Source organism: Bradyrhizobium sp. Kon10, from assembly GCF_055807395.1.
Window position 1 is genome coordinate 203,013 of sequence record NZ_JBVVOZ010000006.1, and the last position, 26,642, is coordinate 229,654.

Here is a 26,642-nt window from a genome sequence, read left to right on the forward strand (position 1 = left end):
TCACCGTCGCCATGTTGACGACAGTGTCGATGGGCAGCCACGACGAGCCGTTCCCGATTGGCGCGAACAGCGCTTACTGCCGCGACCAGTGCCCGCGATGCGAGCGTGGGCGTACTGCAGAGAAGGGCTGAACCGGCTCACGGTAGGCTCCGCGCCAAGACGCATCCGCATATCCGTAGCCGGGCCAGCCATAGCTGGGCAATTCGACGCCCTCGAAGACGGCGCCGGCCGAATAACCTCCCATCGCGGGTCCAACCGCGCCGCGGGCCTGCATCGGTGCTGCGGCCGCGAACAGAACTGCGAGTGTCGTCAGAAAAGGTGCCGTGCTCTTCATCTTTGCTCTCCGCAAATGGCTGCCGTGGCTGCGTCCCCAGCAGGTCTCGTTCATGAAGCGGGCGAGTAACGAGCCTGAATGTCGGACGTTCCTATGTCCACCCAATCCCCAGCCTCCACGCCCACGCCAGAGCTCGCGGCAATGCCGGCCGTTCAAAAAAACGCTCATATCTATCCTGGGTTAGTTTCGAAGGCGCCGGGCTGTCGGTGAGCGGCGGGGCGCACCTATTCGGCAGCGGCCTGAGCGGGGGCCGCGGCGGCTCGCATAGCCAGGCTGACCGCGATCAGCACGATGAAGTTCACCGCCAGCGCGATGATGCCGATATTGAGGTCCTGCAACTCTGTCGGCAGCCAGGATAGTTTGTGCAAGTTGAGGCCGGTGAGGCTGACGATGGCGACCGTGGCGACACCGGCGAGGATGCCCGCGGCTGCGCCCTCGCGCGTCGCGATGTTGCGCTGACCGAGGCTGAGCACCAGCGAAGGAAACAACTGTGTGACCAGACTGTATCCCATCAGCAGGAGAGCCACGATGGTTTCTCCGCCTCTCAGCGTGAAGAACACCGCCACGAGCGCCACCACAGGCACCAGAAGCTTTGCCACCCGCGAGACCTGTCGATCGTCGGAGGACGGGCTGAGCACGCGGTAAAGATTGTTGGCAATCAGCGTCGCAGTGGTCATCAGGATCATGGAGCCGGGCACCAACGCAGTGAGCACGCCGGTGGCCCCGATCACACCGACGAACCACGGATCGAATGTTTTGACCGACAGCTTGAAGAGCGCGAGATCGATGTCCGGGCCGGTGAGCCCGGGCACCTGCAGGATGGCGGCGAAGCCGACGAAGAACACGAACAGCAAGATGAGCTGATACAGCGGCAGCACGATCGCGTTCTTGCGGATCACGGTCGCGTTTCTGGCGGTATAGATCGAGCCGAAGCTGTGCGGCCACATGTAGAAGCCGAGCGCGGTGAGCAGCACGGTGGAGGAGAACCACCACAGGCTTTCCCCATGCGGCGGCAGGACCGTAAAACCGGGCCTGGCTTGCTCGATGGCCTCAAACATCGCCCCGAGCCCACCATAGTAGTGCGACGGAAGGTAGAGGCCGAGAAACACCACGATGACGAGAATCAGAATGTCCTTGGCCACCGCGGTCCAGGCCGAGCCATGCACGCCCGACACCATGACGTAACCCGCCACGACGACAGCGCCTGTCCAGATCGCAACCGTGGAGGAGATCGCGCCATAACCGGCGATTTCGACGATAATGCCGAGCCCCTTGAATTGGAGCACGAGGTAGGGAATCAGCGCCACAATATCGACGAGCGTCACGATGATGCCGAGCGCCGGACTATCATATTTACGCACGAAGAAGTCCGACTGTGAGTAAAGCCGGTGCTCCTTGGCGTAGCGCCAGATCGGCGGCAGCATGAAATACGAGAGCACGTAGGCCAGCGTGCCATAGCAGAGGATGTAATAGGCCGGCGCGCCCTTGCCGTAGGCAAAGCCGCTTCCGCCGAGAAACGTGAAGGTGGTGTAGATCTCTCCTGCAAGCAGCAGGAAGACGAAAACGGCGCCGAAACCGCGGCCACCCACCGTCCACTGCTCCAGGTTCATGTCCTTCCCGCGCTGCGCGAGAAAGCCGAGGGTGAGAGCCAACACCGCCGCGGCCGCGATAAAGGGCAGCGCGCCGTTCACGGCTCGCTCTCCTGGTTGGCCGGATCGACGGCGTAGATCACGGCCATGATGAGCGACGTCAGCACAATCCAGGCCACGATCCAGACCAGCAGGAACGGGAGGCCGAAGACAAGCGGGTGCACCCGGTTGACGAAGAACGGACCGGCCACGAGAGCGAGGAACGGCGCGACGGCGAGCCAGCGGATTTGGCGCATGGGCGAACACTCTTGCTGTGGCGAAAACCTGCCCGTTCCGCAAAAGTTCCTTCGCCCTGTAATAATGCTGAGATGGGCGCTCACTCGCCTGCGATTGTACGGCTCCGCAAGGCTTCACCGAACCTGGTCCTTGAAGCGGCTTAACCGCACGACCCGCTCCAATGTCAGCCCCTGCACCACGATCGAGAATACGACCACGGCGTAGCAGATCGCCAAAAGTTCACTTTTCCATTCGCTGGAACCGATACTCAGCGCCAGCGCCACCGAGATGGCTCCGCGCAGGCCGCCCCAGGTCAGGACGGCGATTGCGGGCCAACGGTTCGGATTCCTGGCATGAAGCCACAACGCGGTGCCGACGATACTTGCGGCTCTCACGAGCAGACCGAGGGGAATCGCGAGTGCCATGACGACCAAGGTCGAGCGTTCGAGACGAGCCAGCCCAAGCATCTCGAAACCGATCAACAAGAACAGCAGCGAGTTCAGGATCTCGTCGACCACCGACCAAAACAGAGCAAGATTGCGGCGCGTCTTCTCGCTCATCGCCTCGCGCCGTCCGCGGCTGCCGATCAAAAGGCCGGCAAGCACGACCGCAATCGGACCGGAGGCGCCGAGACTGTTGGCGAGCACGTAAGACCCACTCGCCAAAGCCAAGGACATCGTGATCTCCAACGGGTAGTCGTCGATGCGCTTCATCGCCAGATAACCGATCCAGCCGGTCGCAGCGCCGACGATGAGACCGCCGCCCATCTCACGCAGGAAATCAAGGCCGATGGAGCCGAACGTAGGATGCTTCCCGACCGCATAGGCTAGCGTCGCCTGAAACAGGACCACCGCCACGCCGTCGTTGAACAGGCTCTCGCCCGCCATCACCGCCTGCAAATGCTTGGAGAGTCCCACTCGCGACAGTATCGACCCGACCGCCACGGGATCTGTTGGCGCGAGGATGGCCCCGAGCACGAGGGCCCAGGAGAGCGGCATCTGCACCCCAGTGAGGGCGAAGGCGAAGTAGATCCCCACCCCGAACAACACGGTCGCAATCACCACCCCCGCGGTCGCCAGAAGGAAGACCGTGATCTTGCGGGACCACAATGCGGAGACATCGACCTGCAAGGTGCCGGCAAAAAGCAGGAAGCACAGGACGCCGTTCAAGAGCGTCTCCGGCAGCTCCCGGACACCCAAAATATCCTGGAGCGCCAGTCGCAAATTCAGAGCAGGGAAGAGAGCGCCGAGGGCGATGACAACAAGCGAAGCAATGAGCGCGACCACCGTCAGCCCGATCGTGCCGGGAAGCCGCAGAAGCATCCGGTTGAGAAGTCCGAACGTGGACGCAAGGCACAACAGCACCGCTATGAAAGAAAGTGGCGACATGCCCTCGCCCGTTCACCGGCCCGCTCGCGCTGACTTGCAGGTCTGGTTGCTTCCGCAGTCCGGATCCTGCCGGCCGTCCTGCGGCCCGGTCAGGATGGCTGGGTCGGCCCGGCGGCGTCTACTTTTGCGCGCCAGCATTCTGATCGCTTGAGGATCGTGTGGCCGGAGAAGTCGCACTGGCCCCGGCAGAGGCCGATCCGACGGTGCCAGAGCCCGAACTCATGGCCTCGAAAACCGACATGCCATGCGGTCCGATGGTCATAACGACCGGATTGCCCTCGCTGGATTTCGCTTGGACCACAAATGACTGCGCGACAACCTTCACGTCGGTAAACCCTGCGCTCTCCAGATCCTGCCTGATCTTCTGAATCGCGGCCGTGTTCTGTGCCCCGCCGGCGTTCTGGCCCTGGTCCGTCGGGCTCTTCTGGTCGTTGGCGCTGGAGGCCGCGTCCATCTGCGAGCTATTGACCGGACCTGGGGTCTGCGCGAACGCCGAAACGGCTGGGCAGGCAAGCAAAGCGGCGGCGAGGATCAACTGTTTCATGGACGTTCTCCTTGATAATTTTAGGATCGCGATCGCCGACCAGAAAGTCCGCACCGCCATGCCTGGCGGCGGCGCTCATGGCGGCGATCAGAAAAGCAGGAATTGATCGGATCGTTCCTAGTAGCGATGCTCAACAAGCCTTTTGCCTGAACTCCACGGCGGGAGAAAAGAACCGGCAAATAGAAACCGTTGCGAAGCTGGGTGATTTGACACGCAGCGATCACAGGAGAAACGCAATGGCTGCACATGCTGGAGAAGCCGCGGAGCAAACCGGCGATTTCCGCTGCGAACGATGCCACGAGACGACCCACGTCACGAAGGGCCACAAAATTCCCAAATGCCCGAATTGCGGGAATACCAGCTTCGACACGCGACGAAACGAGCCTTAGTTCGCGCGGGTTTTGGTTCGCGCCGGTTTTGCGAGCGACCTTGGCAGGGGAGCGTTACGGCACGAGGGTCTGTCGACACGTTCAGCGTGGTGCGTGCTGGGAGGGCACGCGGTGCCCTGTCCCATGCGGCGGTTCGAATTGCTGACGTCCGATCATCATCATGCGGCCGACAGGCCGCGCCGTCATGGCAGTCCGTTTCAGCAGTTCTTGCAGATCTGCCCCACCGTCCGATCAGCCTTGTTGTTCTCCTGATCTATCTTGGAATCGCTGTCCTGCTCTTTGGTTCGCGTAGGCCTGCCGATGCCGCCGGCAGGCGCGGCGTTTTGCGCGTTCGCGGCTGGCGCGCCTGATGAGCTTGCGGTGCCGGCGGTGTTGGTGCCGGGCGTTGTTCCTGTTCCAAGCCCATTTTCGGCGCCGGTTCGCTGGTTAACGCCAGGCTGCCCGGTCGAAAGACCATTGACCGTGCCCGTCGCCACGTTTCCATTGAGCCCAGGAGCCGTTGTCGACGCACTTCCATTCGCGCCTGTCGCGCCAGTGCCGGCAGCTCCGCTGGAGGGAGATGTTGAAGCTGCTGCGCCAGCACCCGAGGAGGACGAGGCGCCACCTGCTCCGCCGGCAGATCCGCCGCCGCTGCCACCTCCGCCTCCGCCGCCTTGAGCAAACGCGGCGCAAGGAATGATCACAGCCAGGACAAGGGCAACTCGGGAGACGTTCATGCCGCACCTCCTTTAGCGATCAAGCCTTCCCTTGCTGTTTGGTTCCTGTGTCGTCGCGGTGTGCGCTGCAGGGATGCAACCTTCGGGACCGCCCAGTGCGATCGCGGTCAGCGCTTGCTGCCGTGCTGATCCATGAACTCGGATGGATGCGCGCCACTATCGTTCTGCAAACGCGGGCGCCGAACGCAGCGCATATCTTCTAGGTCGTTGATTGACGCGCACTAGATCCGGGTCGGCCGGCGAGCGGCGGTTCTCAGAACGATCGGCAAGGCCCGTATCGCGGACGCTCCACGATTTGAGGTTAGCCGAGCGCCTGACTTGCAAGCGCGTAAGTTGTGGGCCTTGAAGAGCGCGCATTTGGATCGCAAAACTCTCCCCCGAGCGACATCGTCGTAACGCTGTCGAAAAACGCGAGGCCCGAGCCAGCCAAAAACGAGCAGAACTCGCCGTCGGCCAGGTGCGTATCGAGCCTCAGAAACTCTCCTTCATGGGCAGCGACATGCGGCGCAATCACCGCGATCGCGTCCTCGTCGTTCGAGGCGACCACCGGCCCGACGACATGCCCCCGCCCGAACGGGCGGCAGAGTGCGAAGGCCTCGAGACGACCGCGCCGATAGAGCCCTACCCCTGCGGATTGCGGCAGGAGAGCCCCAAGCAGCGCGAGGCGTGATGCTCCGAATGCTTGCGCATCGAGTTCGGCGATTGCCCGCAGATCCCTGTCGTGAAGGGGACGCAATTCAGCTCCTCCGGAAAGGAGCGGCATCTCGCCGGACCATTGCGCCTCGCCTTGACGCTGGAACACCGTTCGCTCGGTACGAAAGCCGAGCGAGAGATAGAGCTTGCGGGCTGCGCGCGTGGCATTGAGGCGGAGATTGCGTCTCTTGCACGTGGACAGAACCCGCTTCATCAACCACCGGGCCGTGCCGCGTGTCTGAACGCGGGGTGACGTGATGACCATTCCGACGGTGGCAAAATCCGGCTCGTGGGGAAACCACATGGCGGAGCCCAGCAATCGTCCGATTTCATCGTGAACCGCGATCCCGTGTCCCACGTTGCGCAGAAACTGCCAGTCCTCGGGCCGGTGTGGCCAGCCAACGCCGATCGACAACGTGTAGAGCTGTTCGAGCCCTACCGTGTCGATGTCGACCGCGCGCGCATCGAAGGCATCGATCGTGAGTGAACTGGTCGTGCGGGGCTTCATGTCTCCCTCTGATCAGACCCGACATCGGCCGAAGCCGCCGCTCCGGGCTCCGGAGAAGCTCAGCATAAACCGGCCGCCGCCGCAGATTGCATTTCAGAACTGCCGTGCAACGAAACAATCCACCAAATCGCGGTCGCATTCGGCACCGGATGTACGCTCGCTCCGGTAGCATGGTTCAACCCGGCGAGTTCGCCATTGTTGGTGCGATCGACTTCGAGAATGACATTTCTCTTCAATTCCGACGCACAGCGCGCGGCCGTTTTTCGCGACGCCTTCGCTCGCGATCTCCCGCACCTGCCGTTCGCGATCGGCCCTGTCGGGGTGGATCCCCGACCAGGCTTTACGGGCGTCTGGAAGACCATCGAGACCGTCCGCAAGATCTACGTCACAGTGTCATGAGCCTGAGCTTCGACCCCGATCAGATTTCGCTGCCGATCGGCCACTTGATTGGCGATCGGCTGCTTGAGGCGCCCGGCCTGCTTCCGCTGCAGCGCCCTTCGGATGGCTCGTTCTACGCCGAATGTCCCGTCGCCTCGGAGGAGATCGTCGACGAGGCGGTTCAAACCGCCAGAAAGGCCCTGAAGACAAGCAACTGGGGTGGCGTGCGGCCGCGCGAACGCGCCAACGTCCTCAAACGCTGGGCCGACCTCATAGAGCGCGAAGCCTACACTCTCGCGAAAGTCGAGGCGGTTTCATCGACCCGCCCGGTCGGCCAACTCGTTGCGGGAGACATCGCGGTGACCGCGGAGCAAATCCGCTTCTTCGCCGAATTCGCCGACAAGGAGGGCGGCGACCTGGTACCCACCGATGACGGGCATCTCGGCATGATCATGACCGAGCCCTACGGAGTCGTCGGCGCTATCACGCCCTGGAATTTTCCGCTGTCCATGGCAGGCTGGAAGCTCGCACCGGCGCTTGCCGCGGGCAACGCCGTGGTGCTGAAACCTTCCGAGCTGACGCCATTCTCCTCGGTCTTTCTCGCTCAATTGGCGATCAAGGCCGGCCTGCCCCCGGGACTCATCAACGTCGTGCTCGGCGATGGACCAACGACCGGCGCCGCCATTACCGGCCATTCCGATGTGGCCAAGGTGAGCTTCACCGGATCGACCGGCGCGGGAGCTGCGATCATGGTCAATATTGCGGCTACCGGCATCAAGCCAATGACACTCGAGCTCGGCGGCAAAAGCCCACAGATCGTGTTCGCGGACGCCGATCTCGATCAGGCTGCTGCGGCGATTGCCGGCAGCATCCTCGCCAACGCAGGTCAAGCCTGTGTCGCCGGATCGCGGCTGATCGCGCACGCCTTGGTGGCCGAACCGCTCGTCGAGGCCATCCTCGCTCGCATGAAAGCCGTTCGCGCTGGTCCGACCTGGGATGCCGCAACCACGTATTCGCCGATCATTTCCGAGCGGCAGCGCTCGCGAATTCACACGATCGTCCGAGCAGCGTGCGCCAGTGGCGCCGAGTGTCGAGCGGGCGGCGAACCCATGGACGGCAAAGGCTATTTCTATGCACCGACGCTTCTTGCCAACGTGCAGCAAGCTTCTCCCGCCATTGCCGAAGAGATCTTCGGGCCGGTGCTGACGCTTCAGACATTCACCACCGAGGAAGAAGCCGTGAGCCTCGCCGACCACCCGACCTACGGTCTTGCCGCCGGACTTTACACGCGCGACGTCTCGCGCGTGATCCGGGCCACCCGGGCGCTTGCCGCCGGCACCGTGTGGGTCAACGGCTATGGCCGATCGCGCGATCACATTCTGCCGACCGGAGGCTACAAGCGCTCCGGCATCGGCAAGGATCTCGGCCGCGAAGCTTATTGCGCGAACCGCCGCTCCAAGAGCGTACTCATCCATATCGAGGGGCTTTCATGAAGAGCTACGGCATCGCACTCATTCCCGGCGACGGCATTGGGCGCGAGGTGACAGCAACCGCACGGGCCTTGCTGGGGGCCGCCGGCACCGAGGCGATCACCACAGCCGTGCATTCCCGTTTCTCCTAGCCGACAAGGATCATCAGATGCAGAACCTCAACGACGAAGGGCTGTTCCGCCAGCGGGGCCTGATTGGTGGCCAATGGGTGGGGGCACTTTCGGGAGCAACGATCGATGTGATCGATCCGGCGACGCAGGCCATTGTCGGCACCGTGCCGAACATGGGGCGGGACGACACCCGCGCCGCTATTGCTGCCGCCGCCGCCGCTTACGCGGGCTGGCGTGCGAAGACCAACGCCGAGCGCGCTGTGCTTCTGGAAGCCTGGCACGGACTCATGATCGCGCATCTGGACGATCTGGCGCGCATTCTGACGCTCGAACAGGGCAAGCCGTTGGAGGAATCAAAGGGCGAGATCCGCTACGGTGCCTCCTTCGTCAAATGGTTCGCGGAGGAAGCCCGGCGTATCGGCGGCACGACGATCCCCTCGCCGACGCCAGACCGGCGCATCCTTGTTCTCAAGGAACCGGTGGGCGTGTGCGCAATCATCACGCCCTGGAATTTTCCAAACGCCATGATCACACGCAAGGTCGCGCCAGCGCTCGCGGCGGGGTGCACGGTTGTGATCAAACCCTCCGACTTCACGCCCCATTCGGCACTCGCTCTCGCGGTGCTGGCGGAGCGCGCCGGTATTCCCCCGGGCGTGGTCAACGTCGTCACCGGCCTGCCAACCGAGATCGGCGCGGAGATCTTGGCCAACGAAACGGTGCGCAAGATCTCGTTCACGGGCTCGACCCGCGTCGGCTCGCTGCTCATGCGCGGTGCCGCCGATAGCATCAAGCGTGTGAGCCTCGAGCTCGGCGGAAATGCCCCTTTCATCGTCTTCGACGATGCCGATCTCGACCTCGCGGTCGAGGGCGCGATCATGTCGAAGTTCCGCAATGGCGGCCAGACCTGCGTTTGCGCCAACCGGATTCTCGTGCAGGCCGGCGTTTATGATGCCTTCGCGGACAAGCTTGTGGCCCGCGTCGAAAGAATGAAGGTGGGACCAGGCCTGGAGCCGGGCGTGGCGATCGGGCCGATGATCAACGAGGCGGCGATCAGCAAGATCGACCGCCATGTCGCCGACGCACTGTCCAAGGGTGCCCGTCTTGCGGGCCAGCCCGTGAAGCTACCGAAGGGGCCGCAATTTACCGCGCCTATCGTTCTGACCGAGGCAACCACCGAGATGGCGCTGGCGCACGAAGAGACATTTGGTCCGGTCGCGCCGCTCTTCCGTTTTGAGACCGACGCGGAGGCGGTCGCCATTGCAAATGCAACCCCGTTCGGACTCGCGGCTTATTTCTACACCAGAGACCTGAAGCGCTCCTGGCGCGTCGCAGAGGCGCTCGAGGCGGGCATGGTCGGCCTCAACACGGGCATGGTGTCGACGGAAGTGGCGCCATTCGGGGGTATCAAGCAATCCGGCTTGGGTCGCGAAGGAGCCCAGGTCGGGATCGAGGAATACCTCGAAACGAAGGCGTTCCATATCGGTGGGTTGGGATAACCATGTGCAACGGAGGGGGCGCATGCCTGCGCTCTCTGCCGGGTCCAGGCAGCCGCTGCAGACGAACTAGCGCAATGCTAAGCGCTCCACCTGAGAGCGCGCGGTCGTACTACTGAACGCGATCGAGCACCTTGTAGTACATTCCCACCAGCGGCAGGAACCACGGTTTGCCGAAATGGCCGGGCACCGCGGGCCAGTCGAGGCCCTTCATCGGGTTCTGGTCTTCGCGTCCGAGCATCGCGTCGGCGATGGTCATCCCGAGATGGGTGGAGAGCTGTGCACCATGGCCGGAATAGCCCATCGCATACCACAGCCCGTCCTGATAACCGGCGCGTGGATAGCGATCGCTAGTCATGTCGACGAGCCCGCCCCAGCAATAGTCCACCGGTACGCCGGCGAGTTGCGGAAAGGTTCGCGCGAGACTGTCGACCAGTACCGCCCCGCTCTTTGCGTCGGAACGCTGATCCGACGTGGCCGAGAAGCGTGCGCGCCCGCCGAAAATCAGGCGATTGTCGGGTGCCAGCCGAAAATAATTGCCGACGTTCATCGAAGTGACGCAAGTGCGGTTGCCAGGCATGGTGGCCGCGATTTCGGCCGCGTCCAGCGGACGGGTCGCTATAATGAAGCTTCCGACGGCAACAATGCGGCGACGGAAGTAGCGAAAATTCGGTGTGGTGTAGGCGCCGGTCGCCAGCAGCACCTGATCGGCGGTGACGCTGCCACGAGAGGTCGTCAAGCGATGACGCGAACCTTCCTGCGCCTGCGCGGTGACCGGCGCTTGCTCGAAGATGATCGCGCCGTGGCGTTTGGCCGCCTCGGCTAGTCCGACGCCGTAGCGCCCCATATGCATCATCGCGCTCTTCTTCGAGAGCATCGCACCAAAGAACGGCGAGCCGATTTCCGAGCGAAGATCCTGGGCGGACAGCAACGCGGTCTCTGTATCGACCTCGCGATGGACCGCTTCGAAATTCCGCGCGATGGAGTCGAAGTGCGTCGGTTTGGACGCGAGCTTTAGCTTGCCGGCACGGCGGAAATTGCAGTCGATGCCCTCCTCCGCAATCAGCGCCTCGAGCGTGTCGATTGAGGCATCGAGTGCGCGGTAAAGCGCGATGGCTCGCTCCTTTCCCAACTCCGTTTTGGCGGAAAGATAACTATGCGCCAGACCATTGTTGAGATGCCCGCCGTTCCGGCCCGATGCTCCGCTGCTCACCCGGTCCGCTTCCAGGACGACGACCCTCGTTCCGGCCCTCGCGAGCTGGCGCGCAGCTCCCAGCCCCGTAAAGCCGCCGCCGATCACTGCGACGTCATAGTGCCCCTCGACGGGACCTGTGTCCCCGCCGTCGAAGCCTGGTGCGGTATCGTGCCAGTAAGAGACGTATTTCACCGCAGATCCCGACCGCTCAGAGCCCGAACACGCTTGGCAAGGCGTCGATACCCTTGATCTCGACATAGCCGTAATAGGGATTGGCGGGCTCGTGTCCGCGATTGACCCACACCTTGTTCTTGATGCCGAGGTCGTGAGCCGTCATCAGGTCGTAGCGAAACGACGAGGAGCAGTGCACCACGTCTTCCGGTCCGCAGCCCAAGGTATCAAACATGAATTCGAATCCCTTCATGCGAGGCTTGTAGGATCCCGCCTGTTCGGCCGTGAGTGCGGCGTGAAAAGGCGCCCCAAGCTTCGCCACGTTGGACGGCAGCTGCACATTCATGGCGTTCGAGAGGATGACGAGCGGAATCTCCTTGGCAACCCTGGCAAGGCCGGCAGGAACGTCCGGATGCGGCCCCCAGCTCGGCACGCGATCGTACACCATGTGTGCATGCTCGACCTCGAAGGCGACGCCATTGCGCTTGCAGGCGCGCTCCAGCGCATTGTGGATCACTTCGGCATAGGGTTTCCAGTCGCCGAGAACCTCGTCGAGCCGATACGCCGCGAAATCCCGGACCAGGGCGGCCATCTGCGGTTCGGGTAGACGCGCGCGATAGAGATCCTGCGCCGCTTCCGCCATCTGGAAATTCGTCAGCGTGCCGTAGCAATCGAAGGTCACGTATTTTGGGCGAAACTGGCTCATCATCTTTGTCCTGGGGCGCTCGCGCGATGTCGGTGCCGCAACAATAGAGGAGCCGTGCGGCATAAGATGCGGCTTTTCCGTCGGCTGCGGTGAAAGATATCGTTCGCGCGGCGGCCTTCAGACGATCTGCACATCGCCAAAATACGAGACTGATGCCGGACAGGAAAACGAATCGATGACCCAAAGCACCTTATCGCTCACCGCCTTCGGCCCCGAGCATCTCGATGGTGCCCTGCGGCTTTCACTTCAGGCCAAGTGGCCGCACCGGCTCGAGGACTGGCAAGTTGCACTCGACTTGAGCGAGGGATTAGTCGCGCTGGACGCGAATGCCGCAACCGTGCTCGGGACGGTTCTGATGACGCCCTACAAAGGGGATGTCGCAACCATCAACATGGTGATCGTCGATGAAGCCGCCCGCGGGCGCGGATTGGGTCGTGAGCTCATGGCGGCGGCCATCGCGCTTGCGGCGGGGCGCGCGCTGAGCCTCGTTGCAACCAGCGAGGGCATGCCACTCTATCAAAAGCTCGGCTTTTGCCAGACCGGAACGATCGCGCAGCATCAGGGAACGGTTCTGCATATCGTCCCGCCTGCCAATGTCCGGCCGGCCGAGTCGCACGATATCTCCGGGATTCTTGAACTCGACAGAAGCGCATACGGTGCAGACCGCAGAAATCTGCTTCTTGTGCTTGCGAAGCTTGGCCAGCTTGCCGTGCTCTGCAATGGCCAGACGCTGACTGGATTCGCGGCGCTGCGCAGCTTCGGCAGAGGTGAGGTGATCGGCCCCGTCGTGGCGGCAAACGCGGACGACGGGAAGGCCTTGCTGGCCTATTTCATGGCTAAGCGGGAAGGACGCTTTGTACGCGTAGATACTGCCGAGGCCTCTCAATTGGGGGCCTGGCTCACGGACAAGGGACTCGTCCGGGTAGACGAGGGCATGGCCATGCAGCGCCCTGCCGCTGTGCGATCCAGCCACGCGCCATTCACCACATTCGCGCTCGCCAGCCAGGCTTTCGGATAGGTGGAGACTCCAATGCTCAGCAACTCGCTCATCGAGCTCGATCGGGCTCACCTCGTCCACCCGCTCGCATCGTACCGCGGTCACGAGGCGGCCGGCGTCAAGGTGCTGAAATCGGCCAAAGGGGCGATAGTGACGGATGCTTCCGGACATCAGCTCGTCGACGGCTTTGCCGGCCTCTGGTGCGTCAATGCCGGCTATGGGCACGAGAGCATCGTTGCGGCCGCAACCAGGCAGATGCAGGAGCTTCCCTATGCAACGGGCTATTTCGGCCTCGGCTCAGAGCCGGCGATCCGGCTTGCCGCGGAGTTGGCTCAACGCGCGCCCGGCGACCTCAACCACGTCTACTTTACACTGGGCGGTTCCGACGCCGTCGACAGCACGGTCCGCTTCATTCGCTACTATTGGCACGCTCGCGGCGAGCCGCAGCGCGAGCATTTCATCACCCTTGAACAGGGGTATCATGGGTCTTCGGCCGTGGGCGCGGGGCTGACAGCCCTGCCCGCCTTTCATGCCGGCTTCGGCGTGCCGCACAGCTGGCAGCACAGGATCCCCTCGCACGACGTCTACCGCAATCCAGCCGGAGCGAACGGTGACGCTATCACCGCCGCATCACTGGCCGCGCTCGATGCGAAAATCGAGGAGATTGGCGGTCCGCAACGCGTCGCCGCGTTCTATGCCGAGCCGATCCAAGGCTCAGGTGGCGTGCTCGTGCCGCCCAAGGGCTGGATGAAAGCGATGCGGGCGCGTTGCCAGGCCTACGGCATCCTGTTCGTGGCGGACGAGGTCATTACCGGGTTCGGCAGGACCGGACCGCTTTTTGCGTGCAGCGAGGACGAAATCGTGCCGGACCTCATGACGCTCGCCAAGGGATTGACCTCTGGATACGTGCCAATGGGCGCGGTCTTGCTCTCGGATCACGTCTACGACACGATCGCCGATGCGGCGGGCTCAAGCGCTGTCGGCCACGGCTATACCTACTCCGCGCATCCCGTCAGCGCCGCCGTGGCCCTGGAAGTGCTGCGCCTCTACGAAAACGGGTTGCTTGCGAATGGCGCAAGAGCGGGTGCACGTCTGATGGCTGGCCTGCAATCGCTCAGGGATCACCCCCTCGTCGGGGACGTGCGCGGCCGTGGCATGCTCGCCGCCATCGAACTTGTCACTGACAAGCAGCGCAAGACGCCGCTCCCCGCCGCCGCCGAACCAGCAAAGCGCATTTTCGACCGCGCCTGGAAAAACGGCCTCGTCATCCGGGCTTTCCCGACAGGCGTGTTGGGCTATGCTCCGCCGCTCTGCTGCTCCGACTCCGATATCGATGCGATCATCGAGCGGACCGCAAGGACGCTCGACGACACACTGGCCGATGCCGAAGTTCGCGCCGCATTGCAACATTAATGGGCAAGCACATTGAGGTGGCAGCAAGCAGGTCCGAAATACTAGAAATCGAAGCATCTTCGCAATTTTGTGCCGTGGCGCACGGGCTTTTCGGCCAAAGCCGTGAAACTATCCTGCGAGACTTCGATCGCGGGAAAGAATGCAATCCTGAGGGGCGCCGCGTTACGGTCGTTTGACAAGACCACGCCGGCATCCAGCACAATGGCGCGACGGAATAATCCGTCGCTCACCGCAGCATGAGCCATAGCCTTAGTCAGCGACGAGGGATTGACATGAACGACACAACGAGGAACTGGTCTTGTTCAGACGACGCCGCGGTCGAGAGCGCTATTCGGCGCGGGGCTTCCCGCCGCGACTTGCTGAAGTTGATGCTCGCCAACGGCATGGTGTTGGCGGCTGCCAACACGGTCTTCGGTCGCGCATCGCAAGCGGTGGCAGCGACGCCCGTGAAAGGCGGCGCTTTGAAAGCCGCGGCTTGGTCCTCCTCGACGGCCGACACGCTCGACCCGGCCAAAGCGTCGCTCTCGACGGACTATGTGCGCTGCTGCTCCTTCTATAATCGCCTGACATTTCTCGACCAAGCCGGCGTACCGCAGATGGAGCTCGCCGAATCGATTGAAAGCGGCGACGCCAAGACCTGGACGATCAAGCTGAAGAAAGGGGTCACCTTCCACAACGGCAAGGACCTCGGCGCCGACGACGTCATCTTTTCCCTGAAGCGCCATTTGGACAAGGCAACCGGATCGAAAGTGGCGGCAATCGCCTCCCAAATGTCCGAGTTCAAGGCCGTCGACAAGAATACCGTCGAGGTCACGCTGGCGAGCCCCAACGCGGATTTGCCGACGATCCTGTCGATGCATCATTTTATGATCGTGGCCGACGGCACCACCGATTTCTCCACCGGTAACGGGACCGGCGCCTTCACGTGCAAGCAATTCAGCCCCGGCGAGCGCTCGATCGGCGTGCGGAACACCAACTACTTCAAGAGCGGCCCGAACGTCGATTCGTTCGAGTTTTTCGCCATTCCCGATGAAAACGCTCGAATCAACGCGCTGCTGTCCGGGGATATTCATCTCGCCGCCGCGATCAACCCACGATCGCTGCGCCTCCTCGAAGGCCAGAATGGTTTCGCACTGTCCACGAGCACGTCGGGCACCTATACCGACCTGAACATGCGGATGGACATGGCGCCCGGCAGCAATCGGGATTTCGTTGAGGGCATGAAATACGTCGTCAACCGCGAGCAGATCGTCAAATCGGCACTGCGCGGCTTCGGCGTCGCCGGCAACGATCAGCCGGTGTCGCCCGTCAACTTCTTCTACAACAAGGCTCTCAAGCCCAAATCGTTCGACCCCGACAAGGCAAAATTCCATTTTCAGAAAGCGGGCGTTCTCGGGCAGAGCATTGAGGTGATTACCTCCGAAGCGGCCAGTTCGGCGATCGACATGGCCATGATCGTCCAGGCATCGGCCGCCCAAATCGGCATGAAACTCGACGTGAAGCGCGTGCCTTCCGACGGCTACTGGAGCAATTACTGGCTGAAGGCGCCGATTCATTTCGGCAATCTCAATCCGCGTCCGACGCCGGACATCCTGTTCTCCTTGCTCTACAAGTCTGACGCGCCGTGGAACGAGAGCCGTTTCAGCTCGGAAAAATTCGACAAGATGCTGCTCGAGGCCCGCGGTTCGCTCGATCAAGCCAAGCGCCGCGAAATCTACAATGAGATGCAAGTCCTGGTGTCAGAGGAAGCGGGCACCATCATTCCGGCCTACATCTCCAATGCGGACGCCATCACGGCCAAGCTGAAGGGACTGGAGCCCAACCCGCTCGGCGGTATGATGGGCTACGCGTTCGCCGAGTACGTCTGGCTTGCTACCTGAGCGGCCCATTGCTGCAATCGTGGCTGAGAAACTGAGCGGCGGTGCGGGAGCTCGAATGTGAGAAGACAAGTTATGTCGCTTGTGGCGAAGCGGCTTGTTATCGCCCTGATCACGCTCATAATCGTTTCGTTTGCGGTCTTCTTTGCCACCGCGCTCCTGCCCGGCGATACAGCCACCATCTTGCTCGGCCAGTCCGCAACGCCCGAAGCCATCGAGGGTCTGCGCAAGGCCATGCACCTCAACGATCCCGCGATCGTCCGCTTCCTGAAATGGATGGCCGGCCTCGTTCAGGGTGATTTCGGCACGTCTTATGCAAACAACGTCTCTGTCGCCAATCTGATACGTGGACGGCTCGCCAATACCATGAAGCTTGCAGGATTGACCGCCTCGATCGCCGTGCCGTTCGCCCTGACGCTCGGCATCACCGCCGCAATGTGGCGAGGCACCCTTTACGACCGCATGGTGACCGTTGCGACCATCGGTATCATCTCCGTGCCGGAGTTCATGATCGCAACCTTGGCGGTGCTGCTCTTCGCAGTCTACCTCAAATGGCTGCCGGCGTTATCTCTCACAAATGAGGTCAAGTCGTTCTATGACCTGATGAGGATCTACGCGATGCCGGTGGTAACGCTCACGATCGGGGTTTCGGCGCAGATGATCCGCATGACCCGGGCCGCCGTCGTCGAGACACTGAACACGCCTTACATCGAGATGGCGCTTCTCAAAGGCGCCTCGCGCCCTCGGCTGGTGTTAAGACATGCATTGCCCAACGCGCTTGGCCCCATCGTCAATTCGGTCGCACTCTCGCTGTCGTATTTGCTTGGTGGCGTGATCATCGTAGAGACAATCTTCAATTATCCCGGCATCGCATATTTGATGGTCGATGCCGTTTCCAATCGCGACCTGCCGCTGATCCAGACATGTGCGATGATCTTCTGCCTGGGATATCTGACATTGATCACGGCAGCCGACATCATCGCCGTCCTGTCCAATCCGAGGCTCCGATGACGAAATCCACTTCGCCCGGCCGGCTCGGCGTGCAGTTTGGCTATCGCTTCAATCTCATCGGCGTGACGGCGCTGAGCATCATCCTTCTCTGGGGTGGCATCGCCGTTTTCGCCCCGCACATCATCCCGCATTCTGTCGGCGAGATCGTCGACACCGATTACTTCGGGCCCATGAGCCGAGATTTGTGGTTTGGCTCCGACTATCTTGGACGCGACATATTCTCGCGCATCCTGATGGGCGCGCGCTACACGCTCGGCATCTCGCTTGCCGCCGTCTCCATTGCCTGTTTCAGCGGCGTCGCACTCGGCATGACTGCAGCAGTTGCGGGCGGCTGGTTCGACAGTACGCTGAGCCGGTTTCTCGATGCACTCAACTCGATTCCCAGCAAGCTGTTCAGCCTCGTCGTCGTCGCGGCCATCGGCTCGTCAATCCCGGCGCTGATCGCGACGCTCTCGGTGATCTATACCCCAGGCGCCTATCGCTTCGCCCGCGCTCTCGCCGTCAATGTCAACACGATGGATTTCGTCATGGTCGCCCGCATTCGGGGCGAAGGCCTGCCCTATCTCATCGCCTCCGAGATCCTTCCCAATATTCTTGGTCCCGTGCTTGCCGACCTCGGCCTTCGCTTCGTCTTCATCGTACTCCTGCTTTCCGGCTTGTCCTTTCTCGGACTCGGCGTGCAACCGCCCTATGCCGATTGGGGGGCACTGGTCCGTGAGAATATCGGCGGCCTTCCCTTCGGTGCGCCGGCGGTGATCTTCCCTTCGCTCGCCATCGCAAGTCTCACGATTTGCGTCAACCTTCTGATCGACAATTTGCCGCGCAGAATCCGCGACCGGAGCGCCGAATGACGGGAAACCTCGTCGAGATCCGCAATCTCAGGGTTGAAGCGACGACCGACGCAGGCCGGCGGGTCGAGATCATCAAGGATATCAGCCTCGACATCGCCGAAGGCGAGATCCTAGCCCTCATCGGCGAAAGCGGCTCGGGCAAAACCACGATTGCCATGACGCTTCTGGGCTACACCCGCCAAGGCTGCGCTATCACCGGCGGCGAAGTGCGAGTGGCCGGCGTCGACATGGTCAAGCTTTCGGAAGCGGAACGCGCCCGAATTCGCGGGACCACGGTCGCCTACGTGCCCCAGAGCGCCGCGGCTGCCTTCAACCCTGCACTTACCATCATGGATCAGGTCACCGAGGTGGCACGTATCCACAAGCTCATGTCGGCCGCTGAGGCACAAGCGAAAGCCCTTTCGCTGTTCAAAGCGCTCTCGCTTCCGGAGCCGGAAACGATCGGCGACCGCTATCCGCACCAGGTCTCGGGTGGTCAGTTGCAGCGTCTTGCCGCCGCCATGGCCCTGATCGGTCAACCGAAGGTCGTCATCTTCGACGAGCCTACCACGGCACTCGACGTCACGACCCAGGTAGAGGTGCTGCGCGCGTTCAAGGCCGTCACGGCGCAGCACCACATTGCCGGCGTCTACGTCTCGCACGATCTTGCAGTCGTCGCCCAGATCGCCGATCGGATCGTCGTGCTCAAGGACGGCTCAGTCCAGGAAACGGGCACGACCAGCCAGATCCTCAGCGACGCCCACCACCCCTACACCCGAGAGCTTTTGGCCGCGTTCAGACCGGAGGCGCGACAGCACGGGCCCGAATACGAGGCTGCGACGAAGCGTCCCTTGCTTCAGGTCGACGATCTGACGGTCGGCTATGGTCCTCGTCTGCGTGATGGACGACCATTGGTCAGTGCTGTGGAGGCCGTGAGCCTCAAGCTGGACCGGGGGCGGAATCTCGGCATCATCGGCGAGTCCGGCTGCGGCAAATCAACCCTTGCCCGGGCGATCGCCGGAATCCTTCCGGCCTATGCGGGCGACATCATCTTCAACGGCAGGGAGCTGGGAAAAGTCGGCCGCAGCCGCACCCGCGACGAGCTCCGCCAAATTCAGATCGTGTTCCAGCACGCCGACACCGCGCTCAATCCCGCAAAATCGGTGCAAGACATCTTGAGACGTCCCCTGACCTTCTACCACGGCATGAGCGGCAAGGCGCGCGATGCGCGCCTGAGCGAACTTCTCGATCTGGTCCGTCTCCCCAAATCGGTGCGCCATCGATTGCCGGGAGAGCTTTCAGGCGGCCAGAAGCAGCGGGTCAATTTCGCGCGAGCACTCGCTGCCGAGCCGACGCTCATCCTGTGCGACGAGATCACGTCGGCGCTCGACACTGTCGTGGCAGCCGCCGTCGTTGAGCTCCTGAAGGAGTTGCAACGCGAACTCGGCCTCTCCTACATTTTCATCAGCCACGACTTGTCTGTCGTGGAGGCGATCTGCGACGAGATCATCGTGATGTATCGCGGTCAAAAGGTCGAGGAGATCACGCCGACACGGTTGACGGCACCGCAGCACCCTTATAGCAGGCTGTTGTTCTCTTCGGTCCCCAAGCTCGACCCCGCCTGGCTCGATAATTTGGAACAGAATGCCGAAGCGGTGCGGACCTATTCTCGCCAGTAGAACCGGCCGCCGGGTCGGCGAATCAAGCCGGAAACAGGCTCGTCAGCGGCATCTGCGAGCGCACGATGGGCGACTTCAACACGACGAAGCTGAAATATTTGTCGATGCCGATATCCATGTCCGTCAGACGTTCCATGATGGTCTGGTACTCGCCAATGCTGGCGGTGACGAACTTCAGCATGTAGTCGTAACCTCCCGAGACGAGATGACATTCGATCAGCTGCTCGACCTTGTCGACCGCCGCCAGGAAGCGGGCAAAGTCGATTTGCCTGTGGTTCTTCAAAGTCACCTCAGTAAAGACGGTCAGCGTCTGCCCCAGCCTGCGTAGATTGATGCGAGCCGAATAGCCTTCGATATAGCCCTCGCTCTGCAGTCTCTTCACGCGCATGAGACAAGGGCTGGGCGACAGGTTGACCAACTCGGCGAGCTCGACGTTGGTGATGCGACCGTTCTTCTGGAGTTCGTGCAGGATCTTGACGTCGATTCGATCCAGCTTCATTGGCGACCCTCCATCGAACACGCGCCAAGCGGCGCAGCATAAAAATTGGCACTAGTAGCCAAAACTCACTCATCCTGCATTTATTGTCCATCATGACCTCATATCTTTAGGCCAGAATACAGTTTTGCAGGGCTGAGCGGATGCAGCATAAAGTGCTGAGCTGCCATCGAATCCAGCGTCGCGCGCACCAACGCCTGACTTACGATGCGACGAGCAAAAGCTAGGAAGTCAGGATGCCCGCGCCACTCAGCCATATCGAGACCTCGCCGGATCTCCCCCGCGGCGCCGACGTGGTCGTCATCGGAGGCGGCATCATTGGGGTGTTTGCGGCCTATTATCTTACCCTGAGAGGCCTGAGCGTCGCCCTCGTGGAAAAGGGGCGGATCGGAGCCGAGCAGTCGAGCCGAAACTGGGGCTGGTGCCGCCAGCAAAACCGCGACGCCCGAGAGTTGCCGATGGCGACCAGGAGTCTGGATTTGTGGGAGAGCTTTGGCGCCGAGAGCGGCGAAAACACGGGTTTCTCCCGTCGTGGTCTGCTGTATCTCAGCAATGATGACCAAGAGATCGAGGGGTGGGCGCGCTGGCGCGACTTCGCGCGAACCGTCGGCGTGACCACGCACATGCTCGATGCGACCGAGGCGACGCAGCGCGGCGCGGCGACGGGACGAGGCTGGAAGGGCGGAGTGTTCTCGCCAACCGACGGCACCGCAGATCCCGCCAACGCCGCCCCGGCGGTGGCGCGGGCGATCCTCAACTCCGGGGGCACCGTGCATCAGATGTGTGCCGCTCGCGGATTCGAGACCGAGGGCGGTCGCGTGAGCGCGGTGGTGACTGAGCGCGGCACGATTCGCACGCGCGTCGCCATACTCGCGGGCGGTGCCTGGTCCTCGTCCTTCTGCCATCAGGCCGGCATTCGCCTTCCGCTGGCTTCGATCCGCTCGTCCATCCTCTCCGTCTCGGAAGGCGCGGAAGGCCTGCCGGACGCACTCCACACCTCCGCGATTTCGATTACGAAACGGAGCGATGGCGGATATACCCTCGCCATCAGCGGCCGAGGCCGCGTCGATCCAACCGCGCAGCAGCTCCGCTTCGCCCCGCAATTCCTGCCGATGTTCTTGCGGCGCTGGCGCAGTCTGCTCCCAGGCAGCCTTGAAGGCGTCAGGTCCGGACACGAAACGCTCCAGCGTTGGCGCGTGGACGAGCCGACGCCGATGGAGCGCATGCGCATTCTGGATCCTGTGCCTGATCCGAGCACGATCGAACTTACGCATCAGCGCGCCCTTGAACTGTTGCCGGCACTGAAGAGCACGAAAATTACCGCGACGTGGGCCGGCTATATCGACTCGACGCCCGATGGCGTGCCGGTCATCGGAGAGGCTTCCGGCCTGCCTGGATTGATATTGGCCGCAGGCTTCAGTGGCCACGGCTTTGGTATTGGCCCCGGATCGGGGCACCTGATCGCGGACCTGGTGACGGGCGCCGCGCCAATCGTCGATCCAACGCCCTATCGGCCAGACCGCTTTGCCGGACTCGCGGTCGGGAAGGTCTCTGAATTTTAGAATTCGGAAGCTATCGCCCAAATTCAGAGGCGTGTTGCTGCAAGGGCACGGGACGCAAGCTCAACCTATGCTGATCTCGCGCCGCCACCAACCGGCCGGCCCTGTGAATCGAGAATGGCGGCGCCGAGCACGCAAACGGCGGGACGATAGTAGCGAAGATGGGTGGTTGGGTCTAAATCAGTCCCCCAGCGGCCCTTTGGCGTCGCCTTCACTGCCCTTCAGCAACTCGTATTTGATCCGCCGCATGCGACCCTGGGCTTCAAGCGGCTTGCAATAGGCAGTGGACGCGGCAAGCAGATCGATCGTGGCGAGAAGCATATAGCGCGACGCCGTCGGCTTGAGCGCGTCGGCCGCTTCGGCCACGTGCACGCCAAGCGCAATATCCGCGATTGAAGCCAGCCTGCTTTGCGGCCTGGTAATTGCAACGACCAAAGCGCCATATTGCTTGGCGATACCGGCTGCCTCGATCACGTCGTTCGCGGCACCGGTGGTCGAGATGGCAACGACGACGTCGTCCCGACCGAGAGTCGCGGCGATCATGCGCATCAATCTCGGATCGGAGGCGTGGGAAACGGCGATCCCAAGACGAAAGAACCGGTTCTGAACTTCCGCCGCCGCAAGGGTCGAACCGCCCCCCACGCCGAACGCGGCAAGCTTCGAACAACGGGAGATAGCTTCGGCAGCCCTCTCGATGTCCTCCTTCCGAAGCCCCTCCTCCGCGGCGGCAATCGCACGACGGATTTCCTGAAACACCGATCGCCAGAGCGCGGGGCGCGCCAGATCCGTCCCGACATGCGGGGGCAGTTCAACATAAATCCGTCCAACCGCCATGGCTTGAGCCAACCTCATCTTGAGGTCACGGACACCGCGGCAGCCGACGGAACGGCTGAACCGAGTGACGGTGGGCTCGCTGACGCGCGCCCGCCGGGCCAGTTCGGAGTTGCTGGCATGAACGGCCAACTCAATATCGGCCAGCAGCACCGTGGCGACGCGCTGCTCCGACGGGCTGAGACTCGGAACGCTCTGTCTGATGAGGGAGATGATGTCGCCGGCCACGATATTGTCGTGACTGGGCGGCTTCGAAACCGCCGCACCAGCGGCCCTTGCCGGGACATTTCGCTTTGCACGCGGCATTGACCGCCCTTCCTCAGGTCAGCTCAACCTACGCTCTTGGCAGGAGGCTGCCGTAAGAAACCTTCAGCACGGACCAGATGTATATCGGCCTTATCCGGGAAGACCAGCATTTTCCGCTTGAAAATATTCGAATTGTGTATGTAACTTTCGAACAAACAATAGCGTGGCTCAGACTTGCAGCTGAAGTCACGGCCCCTGCACCAAGAGGCAGGTGGCTCAACGGGCGGGAGGGGCGATCATGAGATACGGTACGAGTGTCTTGATGCGTGGCGCCGTAGGGATGGCAACCGCGTTGTTCTTGATTGCGCAGGCCCATGCCGCCACCCTGCTGCGCGAAGCCACCATCGGAGAACCGCCGCCGCTCGATGTCATGCTGACGACGGCCGACGTCGCGTCGGTCATCGGCCGCCACATCTTCGAGACTCTGTATGCGCTGGACTCGACCTACACGCCGCGTCCGATGCTGGCCGAAAGCGATCGCGCGGAAGACGGCGGCCGAACCATCATCATCAAGCTCCGCGAAGGCGTCCTCTTCCATAACGGCAAGGAGATGACCGCGAAGGATGTGGTGGCCTCGATGACGCGATGGGGCAATTTCGGCGCTCGCGGCAAGCTCTTGATGGCCGCGGCCGTTTCGGTGGAGGCGAGCGGAAAATATGAAGTCACGCTGAAATTGTCATCGCCGAATGGCGCCTGGAAGGCTCTGATTTCGGACGTCAATGGCGGGCTTGCGATTTATCCGGAAGAGATAGCCGCCAATGCGGGAAACCGGCCCATCGAGCAGAAGGACTATATCGGCACCGGACCCTACAAGTTCGTGGAGTGGCGGCCGAACCGCTATGTCGAAGTGGAGAGATTCGATGGCTACAAGCCGGTGAAGGAAAAGGCCGACGGCTTCGCCGGCTCCCGGGTCGCCGTCTTCGACAAGATTCGGTTCATTCCGGTGCCTGACGTCAGCACGCGCGTAAGCGGCGTGCAGGCCGGCGACTACGACTATGCAGAAATGATCTCCGGCGATCTATACGAGTCCCTGAGCAAAGACCCATCGGTTCAGGTGCAGCGTACGAACGCGCCGATCTTCGGCCTTTTCTTCATGAACTCGAAGCAGGGAATCCTGAAGGACAATTACAAGCTCCGCCGCGCCATCCAGACCGCGCTGGACAAGTCGCAGGCGCTGCGCGTCGCCTTCGGCCCCAAGGATCTGTGGAATGCCGAGGGATCGATCTTTCCCAACGGCACACCCTGGTACTCGACGGAAGGCACCTCCGGTTACAGTGCGCACGATCCGAAGAAGGCCAAGGAGCTCGCAAAGGAGGCGGACTACACCGGGACGCCGATCCGCCTGCTGGTCTCGACGAACTATCAGGCGCATTACGACGAAGCCTCCGTCTTCACCCGACAGCTCGCCGATGCCGGGATCAATGTTCAGATGATCGTGGTCGATTGGGCGACCCTTTTGAAGATGCGTGGCCAGCCGGAACAGTGGGACATCTTCGTCACCCACCATTCGTTCTCGCCCGACCCGCTGCTGCTCACGTTCCTGAATGCCACCTATCCCGGCTGGTGGGATAGCCCTGAGATCGGCACACTTCGGGCCGAGTTGATCAAGTCGACCGATCCAACCGCTCGGAAGGCGACATGGGACAAGATCCAATCGCTGATCTATGAACAGGTACCGGTCATGAAAGTGGGCGATGCGTACACCTATGACATTGCTTCTCCAAAGCTCAGGGGACTGAACCCGAACGGTCCCGCCTTCTGGAATGTCTCCACCAAATAAGGACGGGCAATGAGGCCGCGGGGATTGTCGAGCGCCGGCGCCGGCGCGCATCGTTGCCGCTGATCAGCTGCACAATCATATGTGGTCTTACGCATTCAAGCGCGCAGGAATGACGGCGGTGACGCTTCTGGCGGCATCCGTCATCATCTTCGCATTTATACATGTCGTGCCGGGAGACCCCATCTATGTCCTGCTCGGTGACACCGCGACTCCGGACCAGATCGACGCCTTGCGACACCAACTCGGCCTCGACCAACCGATCATCCTGCAATACCTGAATTGGGCCGGCCATGTGCTCGAGGGCGACCTCGGGCGGTCGATCTTCTTCCAGGCGCCCGTGCTTTCGGTGATTGCCGATGGTGCCGAGACCAGCACCTTGCTCGCCAGCATGACCATGATCTGGGTTGTGATGATCGGTGTGCCGATCGGCATGATTGCGGCGGTCCGGCACGGCACGTGGCTCGACCAGGGGCTGTCCGGCGCGGCGATGCTGATGGCGTCGGTACCGACGTTTTGGGTCGGGCTCTATCTGATCCTGATCTTCGCCGCCTGGCTCGGCTGGTTCCCGAGCTCCGGATATCCGTCGATATTCGAAGGCGGGCTCGCCAATCTCCGCTACCTCCTCCTCCCCAGCCTCGCGCTTGCGGCTCCGAATGCCGCTTTGATCCTGCGGCTGACGCGCGCCAGCATGCTCGACGTCTCCCGTGAGGACTACGTGCGCACGGCGCGCGCAAAGGGAATCCGGCCATGGCAGGTCGTGCGCCGCCACATCTGGCGCAATGCACTCCTGGCGGTCGTCTCGGCATTCGGCTTCACTTTCGCCGCGCTGCTGTCCGAAGCGGTGGTGACCGAAACCGTCTTTGCCCTGCCCGGCATCGGCCGCCTCGTCGTTCAGTCGATCCTTCGCCGGGACTACCCGGTGATCCAGGGCGTCATCCTGGTTATCGTCGTGGTTTATCTTCTGGTCAATCTGATCGTCGACCTGAGCTACCGTCTGCTCGATCCGCGGGTCGAACTTCAATGAGCAGCAACAGCGCGACCATGTGGCTCAAGCCTTTCATCGCCCGGCCGATCGCGCTGGCCGGGCTCGGGGTCCTTCTGGCGACCGTGCTCGCCGCCGCCTTCGCGCCCTGGCTGTCGCCCTATGATCCGTACGCCATCGATCCGATGATCCGTCTGACGCCCCCGAACGCGATCCATTGGTTCGGCACCGACCAGTTCGGCCGGGATACTCTGTCGCGCACCATTCAGTCAGCACGCATGGCACTCCTGATCGGGTCGGGTGTGGTCGTCTTCGCCCTCGCGACCGGCGTTCCGGCCGGCGTACTTTCCGCTCTATTCCCGCGGCTGGGTCACCTGCTGATGCGCATGGTCGACGTGCTGATGGCTTTCCCGACCCTGCTTCTCGCGCTTGGCCTGATTGTCATCCTGGGCCCGAGCGTGGCCAACGTCATTCTGGCCATCGGGCTCGGCTACATGACGACGACGACCCGCATCGTCTACGGTCTGACGCTGCGCTTGCGCGCGGAGACCTATGTCGAGGCCTCCCGCAGCATGGGCGCTGGAACGGCATGGCTCATCAGTCGCCACATCTTGCCGAACCTGGTCTCACCGCTTCTGGTGCAGGCGAGCTTCGTCTTTGCGTTCGCGCAGCTTGGCGCAGCTTCACTCGACTTCCTGGGTCTCGGCGCGCCGCCTGAGATTCCGAGCTGGGGCAATATGCTGGCGGAATCGCGTACCTTCATCACCCGCGCCCCGTGGCTGCTCTTCTTCCCGGGCATGATGATCGTGGCGACGGCATTTTCCCTGAACCTGGTCGGCGACGCATTGCGCGATCGTCTCGATCCGCGGTTCCGTCAAGTCTTTGGTGAGAAGGGTTAGGC

Annotated in this window: 25 protein-coding genes and 1 pseudogene; 15 read left to right on the forward strand and 11 right to left on the reverse strand. The window is 62.2% G+C overall.

Annotated features, from left to right (window positions below; genetic code table 11):
- Window positions 1-73: 73 nt before the first annotated feature.
- From AC0L2O_RS11915 to AC0L2O_RS11935, 5 genes are all read right to left on the reverse strand, one after another.
- Window positions 74-334 (reverse strand): hypothetical protein, encoded by a 261-nt coding sequence (locus tag AC0L2O_RS11915; protein ID WP_473369846.1) that lies wholly within the window; start codon window positions 332-334, stop codon window positions 74-76.
- Window positions 335-558: 224 nt separating this feature from the next.
- Window positions 559-2,025: a sodium:solute symporter family protein gene (locus AC0L2O_RS11920; protein ID WP_473369847.1), complete on the reverse strand. Its 1,467-nt coding sequence runs from the start codon at window positions 2,023-2,025 to the stop codon at window positions 559-561.
- A complete protein-coding gene (locus tag AC0L2O_RS11925) occupies window positions 2,022-2,219 on the reverse strand; it encodes a DUF3311 domain-containing protein (protein ID WP_369722223.1) in 198 nt (65 codons plus the stop codon). Before AC0L2O_RS11925 ends, AC0L2O_RS11920 begins: the two co-directional genes overlap by 4 nt.
- A 114-nt stretch (window positions 2,220-2,333) precedes the next feature.
- Window positions 2,334-3,587 (reverse strand): cation:proton antiporter, encoded by a 1,254-nt coding sequence (locus AC0L2O_RS11930; RefSeq protein ID WP_473369848.1) that lies wholly within the window; start codon window positions 3,585-3,587, stop codon window positions 2,334-2,336.
- 118 nt (window positions 3,588-3,705) lie between these two features.
- Entirely contained in the window at window positions 3,706-4,131 is a 426-nt protein-coding gene (locus AC0L2O_RS11935; protein ID WP_473369849.1) for a hypothetical protein, read from the reverse strand.
- A gap of 77 nt (window positions 4,132-4,208) precedes the next feature.
- Here AC0L2O_RS11935 and AC0L2O_RS11940 point away from each other — a divergent pair, with 77 nt between their 5' ends.
- A complete protein-coding gene (locus tag AC0L2O_RS11940) occupies window positions 4,209-4,520 on the forward strand; it encodes a zinc ribbon-containing protein (RefSeq protein ID WP_369722220.1) in 312 nt (103 codons plus the stop codon).
- Window positions 4,521-4,717: 197 nt separating this feature from the next.
- On the opposite strand, the gene AC0L2O_RS11945 is transcribed toward AC0L2O_RS11940, so the two are convergent.
- Window positions 4,718-4,996, reverse strand: a complete 279-nt coding sequence (locus AC0L2O_RS11945) for a hypothetical protein (protein WP_369722219.1) — start codon at window positions 4,994-4,996, stop codon at window positions 4,718-4,720.
- Between the two features lie 541 nt (window positions 4,997-5,537).
- Window positions 5,538-6,437 (reverse strand): GNAT family N-acetyltransferase, encoded by a 900-nt coding sequence (locus AC0L2O_RS11950; RefSeq protein ID WP_473369850.1) that lies wholly within the window; start codon window positions 6,435-6,437, stop codon window positions 5,538-5,540.
- A gap of 330 nt (window positions 6,438-6,767) precedes the next feature.
- Here AC0L2O_RS11950 and AC0L2O_RS11955 point away from each other — a divergent pair.
- The 4 genes and pseudogenes from AC0L2O_RS11955 to AC0L2O_RS11970 all read left to right on the forward strand — a co-directional run.
- Window positions 6,768-6,836 (forward strand): annotated as a pseudogene (locus AC0L2O_RS11955) (cupin domain-containing protein); the annotation flags it as partial.
- Window positions 6,833-8,308, forward strand: coding sequence for an aldehyde dehydrogenase family protein (locus AC0L2O_RS11960; RefSeq protein ID WP_473369851.1), 1,476 nt, complete (start codon window positions 6,833-6,835; stop codon window positions 8,306-8,308). The pseudogene AC0L2O_RS11955 and the gene AC0L2O_RS11960, both read left to right, overlap by 4 nt.
- Window positions 8,305-8,436: a hypothetical protein gene (locus tag AC0L2O_RS11965; protein WP_409192694.1), complete on the forward strand. Its 132-nt coding sequence runs from the start codon at window positions 8,305-8,307 to the stop codon at window positions 8,434-8,436. Before AC0L2O_RS11960 ends, AC0L2O_RS11965 begins: the two co-directional genes overlap by 4 nt.
- Before the next feature lie 17 nt (window positions 8,437-8,453).
- Window positions 8,454-9,911 (forward strand): NAD-dependent succinate-semialdehyde dehydrogenase, encoded by a 1,458-nt coding sequence (locus AC0L2O_RS11970; protein WP_473369852.1) that lies wholly within the window; start codon window positions 8,454-8,456, stop codon window positions 9,909-9,911.
- 109 nt (window positions 9,912-10,020) lie between these two features.
- On the opposite strand, the gene AC0L2O_RS11975 is transcribed toward AC0L2O_RS11970, so the two are convergent.
- Together AC0L2O_RS11975 and AC0L2O_RS11980 are read right to left on the reverse strand one after the other, a co-directional pair.
- Entirely contained in the window at window positions 10,021-11,295 is a 1,275-nt protein-coding gene (locus AC0L2O_RS11975) for an NAD(P)/FAD-dependent oxidoreductase (RefSeq protein WP_473369853.1), read from the reverse strand.
- A gap of 16 nt (window positions 11,296-11,311) precedes the next feature.
- Window positions 11,312-11,980 carry a haloacid dehalogenase type II gene (locus tag AC0L2O_RS11980; protein WP_473369854.1) on the reverse strand — a complete coding sequence of 223 codons (669 nt, stop codon included), beginning with the start codon at window positions 11,978-11,980 and terminating at the stop codon, window positions 11,312-11,314.
- Between the two features lie 175 nt (window positions 11,981-12,155).
- Here AC0L2O_RS11980 and AC0L2O_RS11985 point away from each other — a divergent pair, with 175 nt between their 5' ends.
- The 6 genes from AC0L2O_RS11985 to AC0L2O_RS12010 all read left to right on the forward strand — a co-directional run bounded on the left by AC0L2O_RS11985 (window position 12,156) and on the right by AC0L2O_RS12010 (window position 19,787).
- A complete protein-coding gene (locus AC0L2O_RS11985; RefSeq protein WP_473369855.1) occupies window positions 12,156-12,998 on the forward strand; it encodes a GNAT family N-acetyltransferase in 843 nt (280 codons plus the stop codon).
- Between the two features lie 12 nt (window positions 12,999-13,010).
- Window positions 13,011-14,390: an aminotransferase class III-fold pyridoxal phosphate-dependent enzyme gene (locus AC0L2O_RS11990; protein WP_473369856.1), complete on the forward strand. Its 1,380-nt coding sequence runs from the start codon at window positions 13,011-13,013 to the stop codon at window positions 14,388-14,390.
- A gap of 272 nt (window positions 14,391-14,662) precedes the next feature.
- Complete coding sequence (locus AC0L2O_RS11995) at window positions 14,663-16,270, forward strand: ABC transporter substrate-binding protein (protein WP_473369857.1); 1,608 nt, start codon at window positions 14,663-14,665, stop codon at window positions 16,268-16,270.
- A gap of 57 nt (window positions 16,271-16,327) precedes the next feature.
- Entirely contained in the window at window positions 16,328-17,278 is a 951-nt protein-coding gene (locus tag AC0L2O_RS12000; RefSeq protein WP_369722209.1) for an ABC transporter permease, read from the forward strand.
- Window positions 17,275-18,129, forward strand: a complete 855-nt coding sequence (locus AC0L2O_RS12005; RefSeq protein ID WP_473369858.1) for an ABC transporter permease — start codon at window positions 17,275-17,277, stop codon at window positions 18,127-18,129. The genes AC0L2O_RS12000 and AC0L2O_RS12005 overlap by 4 nt, the downstream gene beginning before the upstream one ends.
- Window positions 18,126-19,787, forward strand: coding sequence for an ABC transporter ATP-binding protein (locus tag AC0L2O_RS12010; protein WP_473369859.1), 1,662 nt, complete (start codon window positions 18,126-18,128; stop codon window positions 19,785-19,787). Before AC0L2O_RS12005 ends, AC0L2O_RS12010 begins: the two co-directional genes overlap by 4 nt.
- Window positions 19,788-19,809: 22 nt before the next feature.
- Here AC0L2O_RS12010 and AC0L2O_RS12015 read toward each other — a convergent pair whose 3' ends face one another.
- Window positions 19,810-20,286, reverse strand: coding sequence for an Lrp/AsnC family transcriptional regulator (locus tag AC0L2O_RS12015; RefSeq protein ID WP_369722206.1), 477 nt, complete (start codon window positions 20,284-20,286; stop codon window positions 19,810-19,812).
- A 233-nt stretch (window positions 20,287-20,519) separates the two neighbouring features.
- On the opposite strand from AC0L2O_RS12015, the gene AC0L2O_RS12020 reads away from it, so the two are divergent.
- Window positions 20,520-21,845 carry an NAD(P)/FAD-dependent oxidoreductase gene (locus AC0L2O_RS12020; protein ID WP_473369860.1) on the forward strand — a complete coding sequence of 442 codons (1,326 nt, stop codon included), beginning with the start codon at window positions 20,520-20,522 and terminating at the stop codon, window positions 21,843-21,845.
- Window positions 21,846-22,022: 177 nt separating this feature from the next.
- On the opposite strand, the gene AC0L2O_RS12025 is transcribed toward AC0L2O_RS12020, so the two are convergent.
- Complete coding sequence (locus tag AC0L2O_RS12025; RefSeq protein WP_409192686.1) at window positions 22,023-22,901, reverse strand: MurR/RpiR family transcriptional regulator; 879 nt, start codon at window positions 22,899-22,901, stop codon at window positions 22,023-22,025.
- A 316-nt stretch (window positions 22,902-23,217) separates the two neighbouring features.
- Here AC0L2O_RS12025 and AC0L2O_RS12030 point away from each other — a divergent pair, with 316 nt between their 5' ends.
- The 3 genes from AC0L2O_RS12030 (at window position 23,218) to AC0L2O_RS12040 (ending at window position 26,640) form a co-directional block, all read left to right on the forward strand.
- A complete protein-coding gene (locus AC0L2O_RS12030) occupies window positions 23,218-24,759 on the forward strand; it encodes an ABC transporter substrate-binding protein (protein WP_473369861.1) in 1,542 nt (513 codons plus the stop codon).
- 79 nt (window positions 24,760-24,838) lie between these two features.
- Window positions 24,839-25,783 carry an ABC transporter permease gene (locus AC0L2O_RS12035; protein WP_473369862.1) on the forward strand — a complete coding sequence of 315 codons (945 nt, stop codon included), beginning with the start codon at window positions 24,839-24,841 and terminating at the stop codon, window positions 25,781-25,783.
- On the forward strand, window positions 25,780-26,640 hold the full coding sequence (locus AC0L2O_RS12040) for an ABC transporter permease (protein WP_473369863.1): 861 nt from the start codon (window positions 25,780-25,782) through the stop codon (window positions 26,638-26,640). Before AC0L2O_RS12035 ends, AC0L2O_RS12040 begins: the two co-directional genes overlap by 4 nt.
- Window positions 26,641-26,642 lie beyond the last annotated feature (2 nt).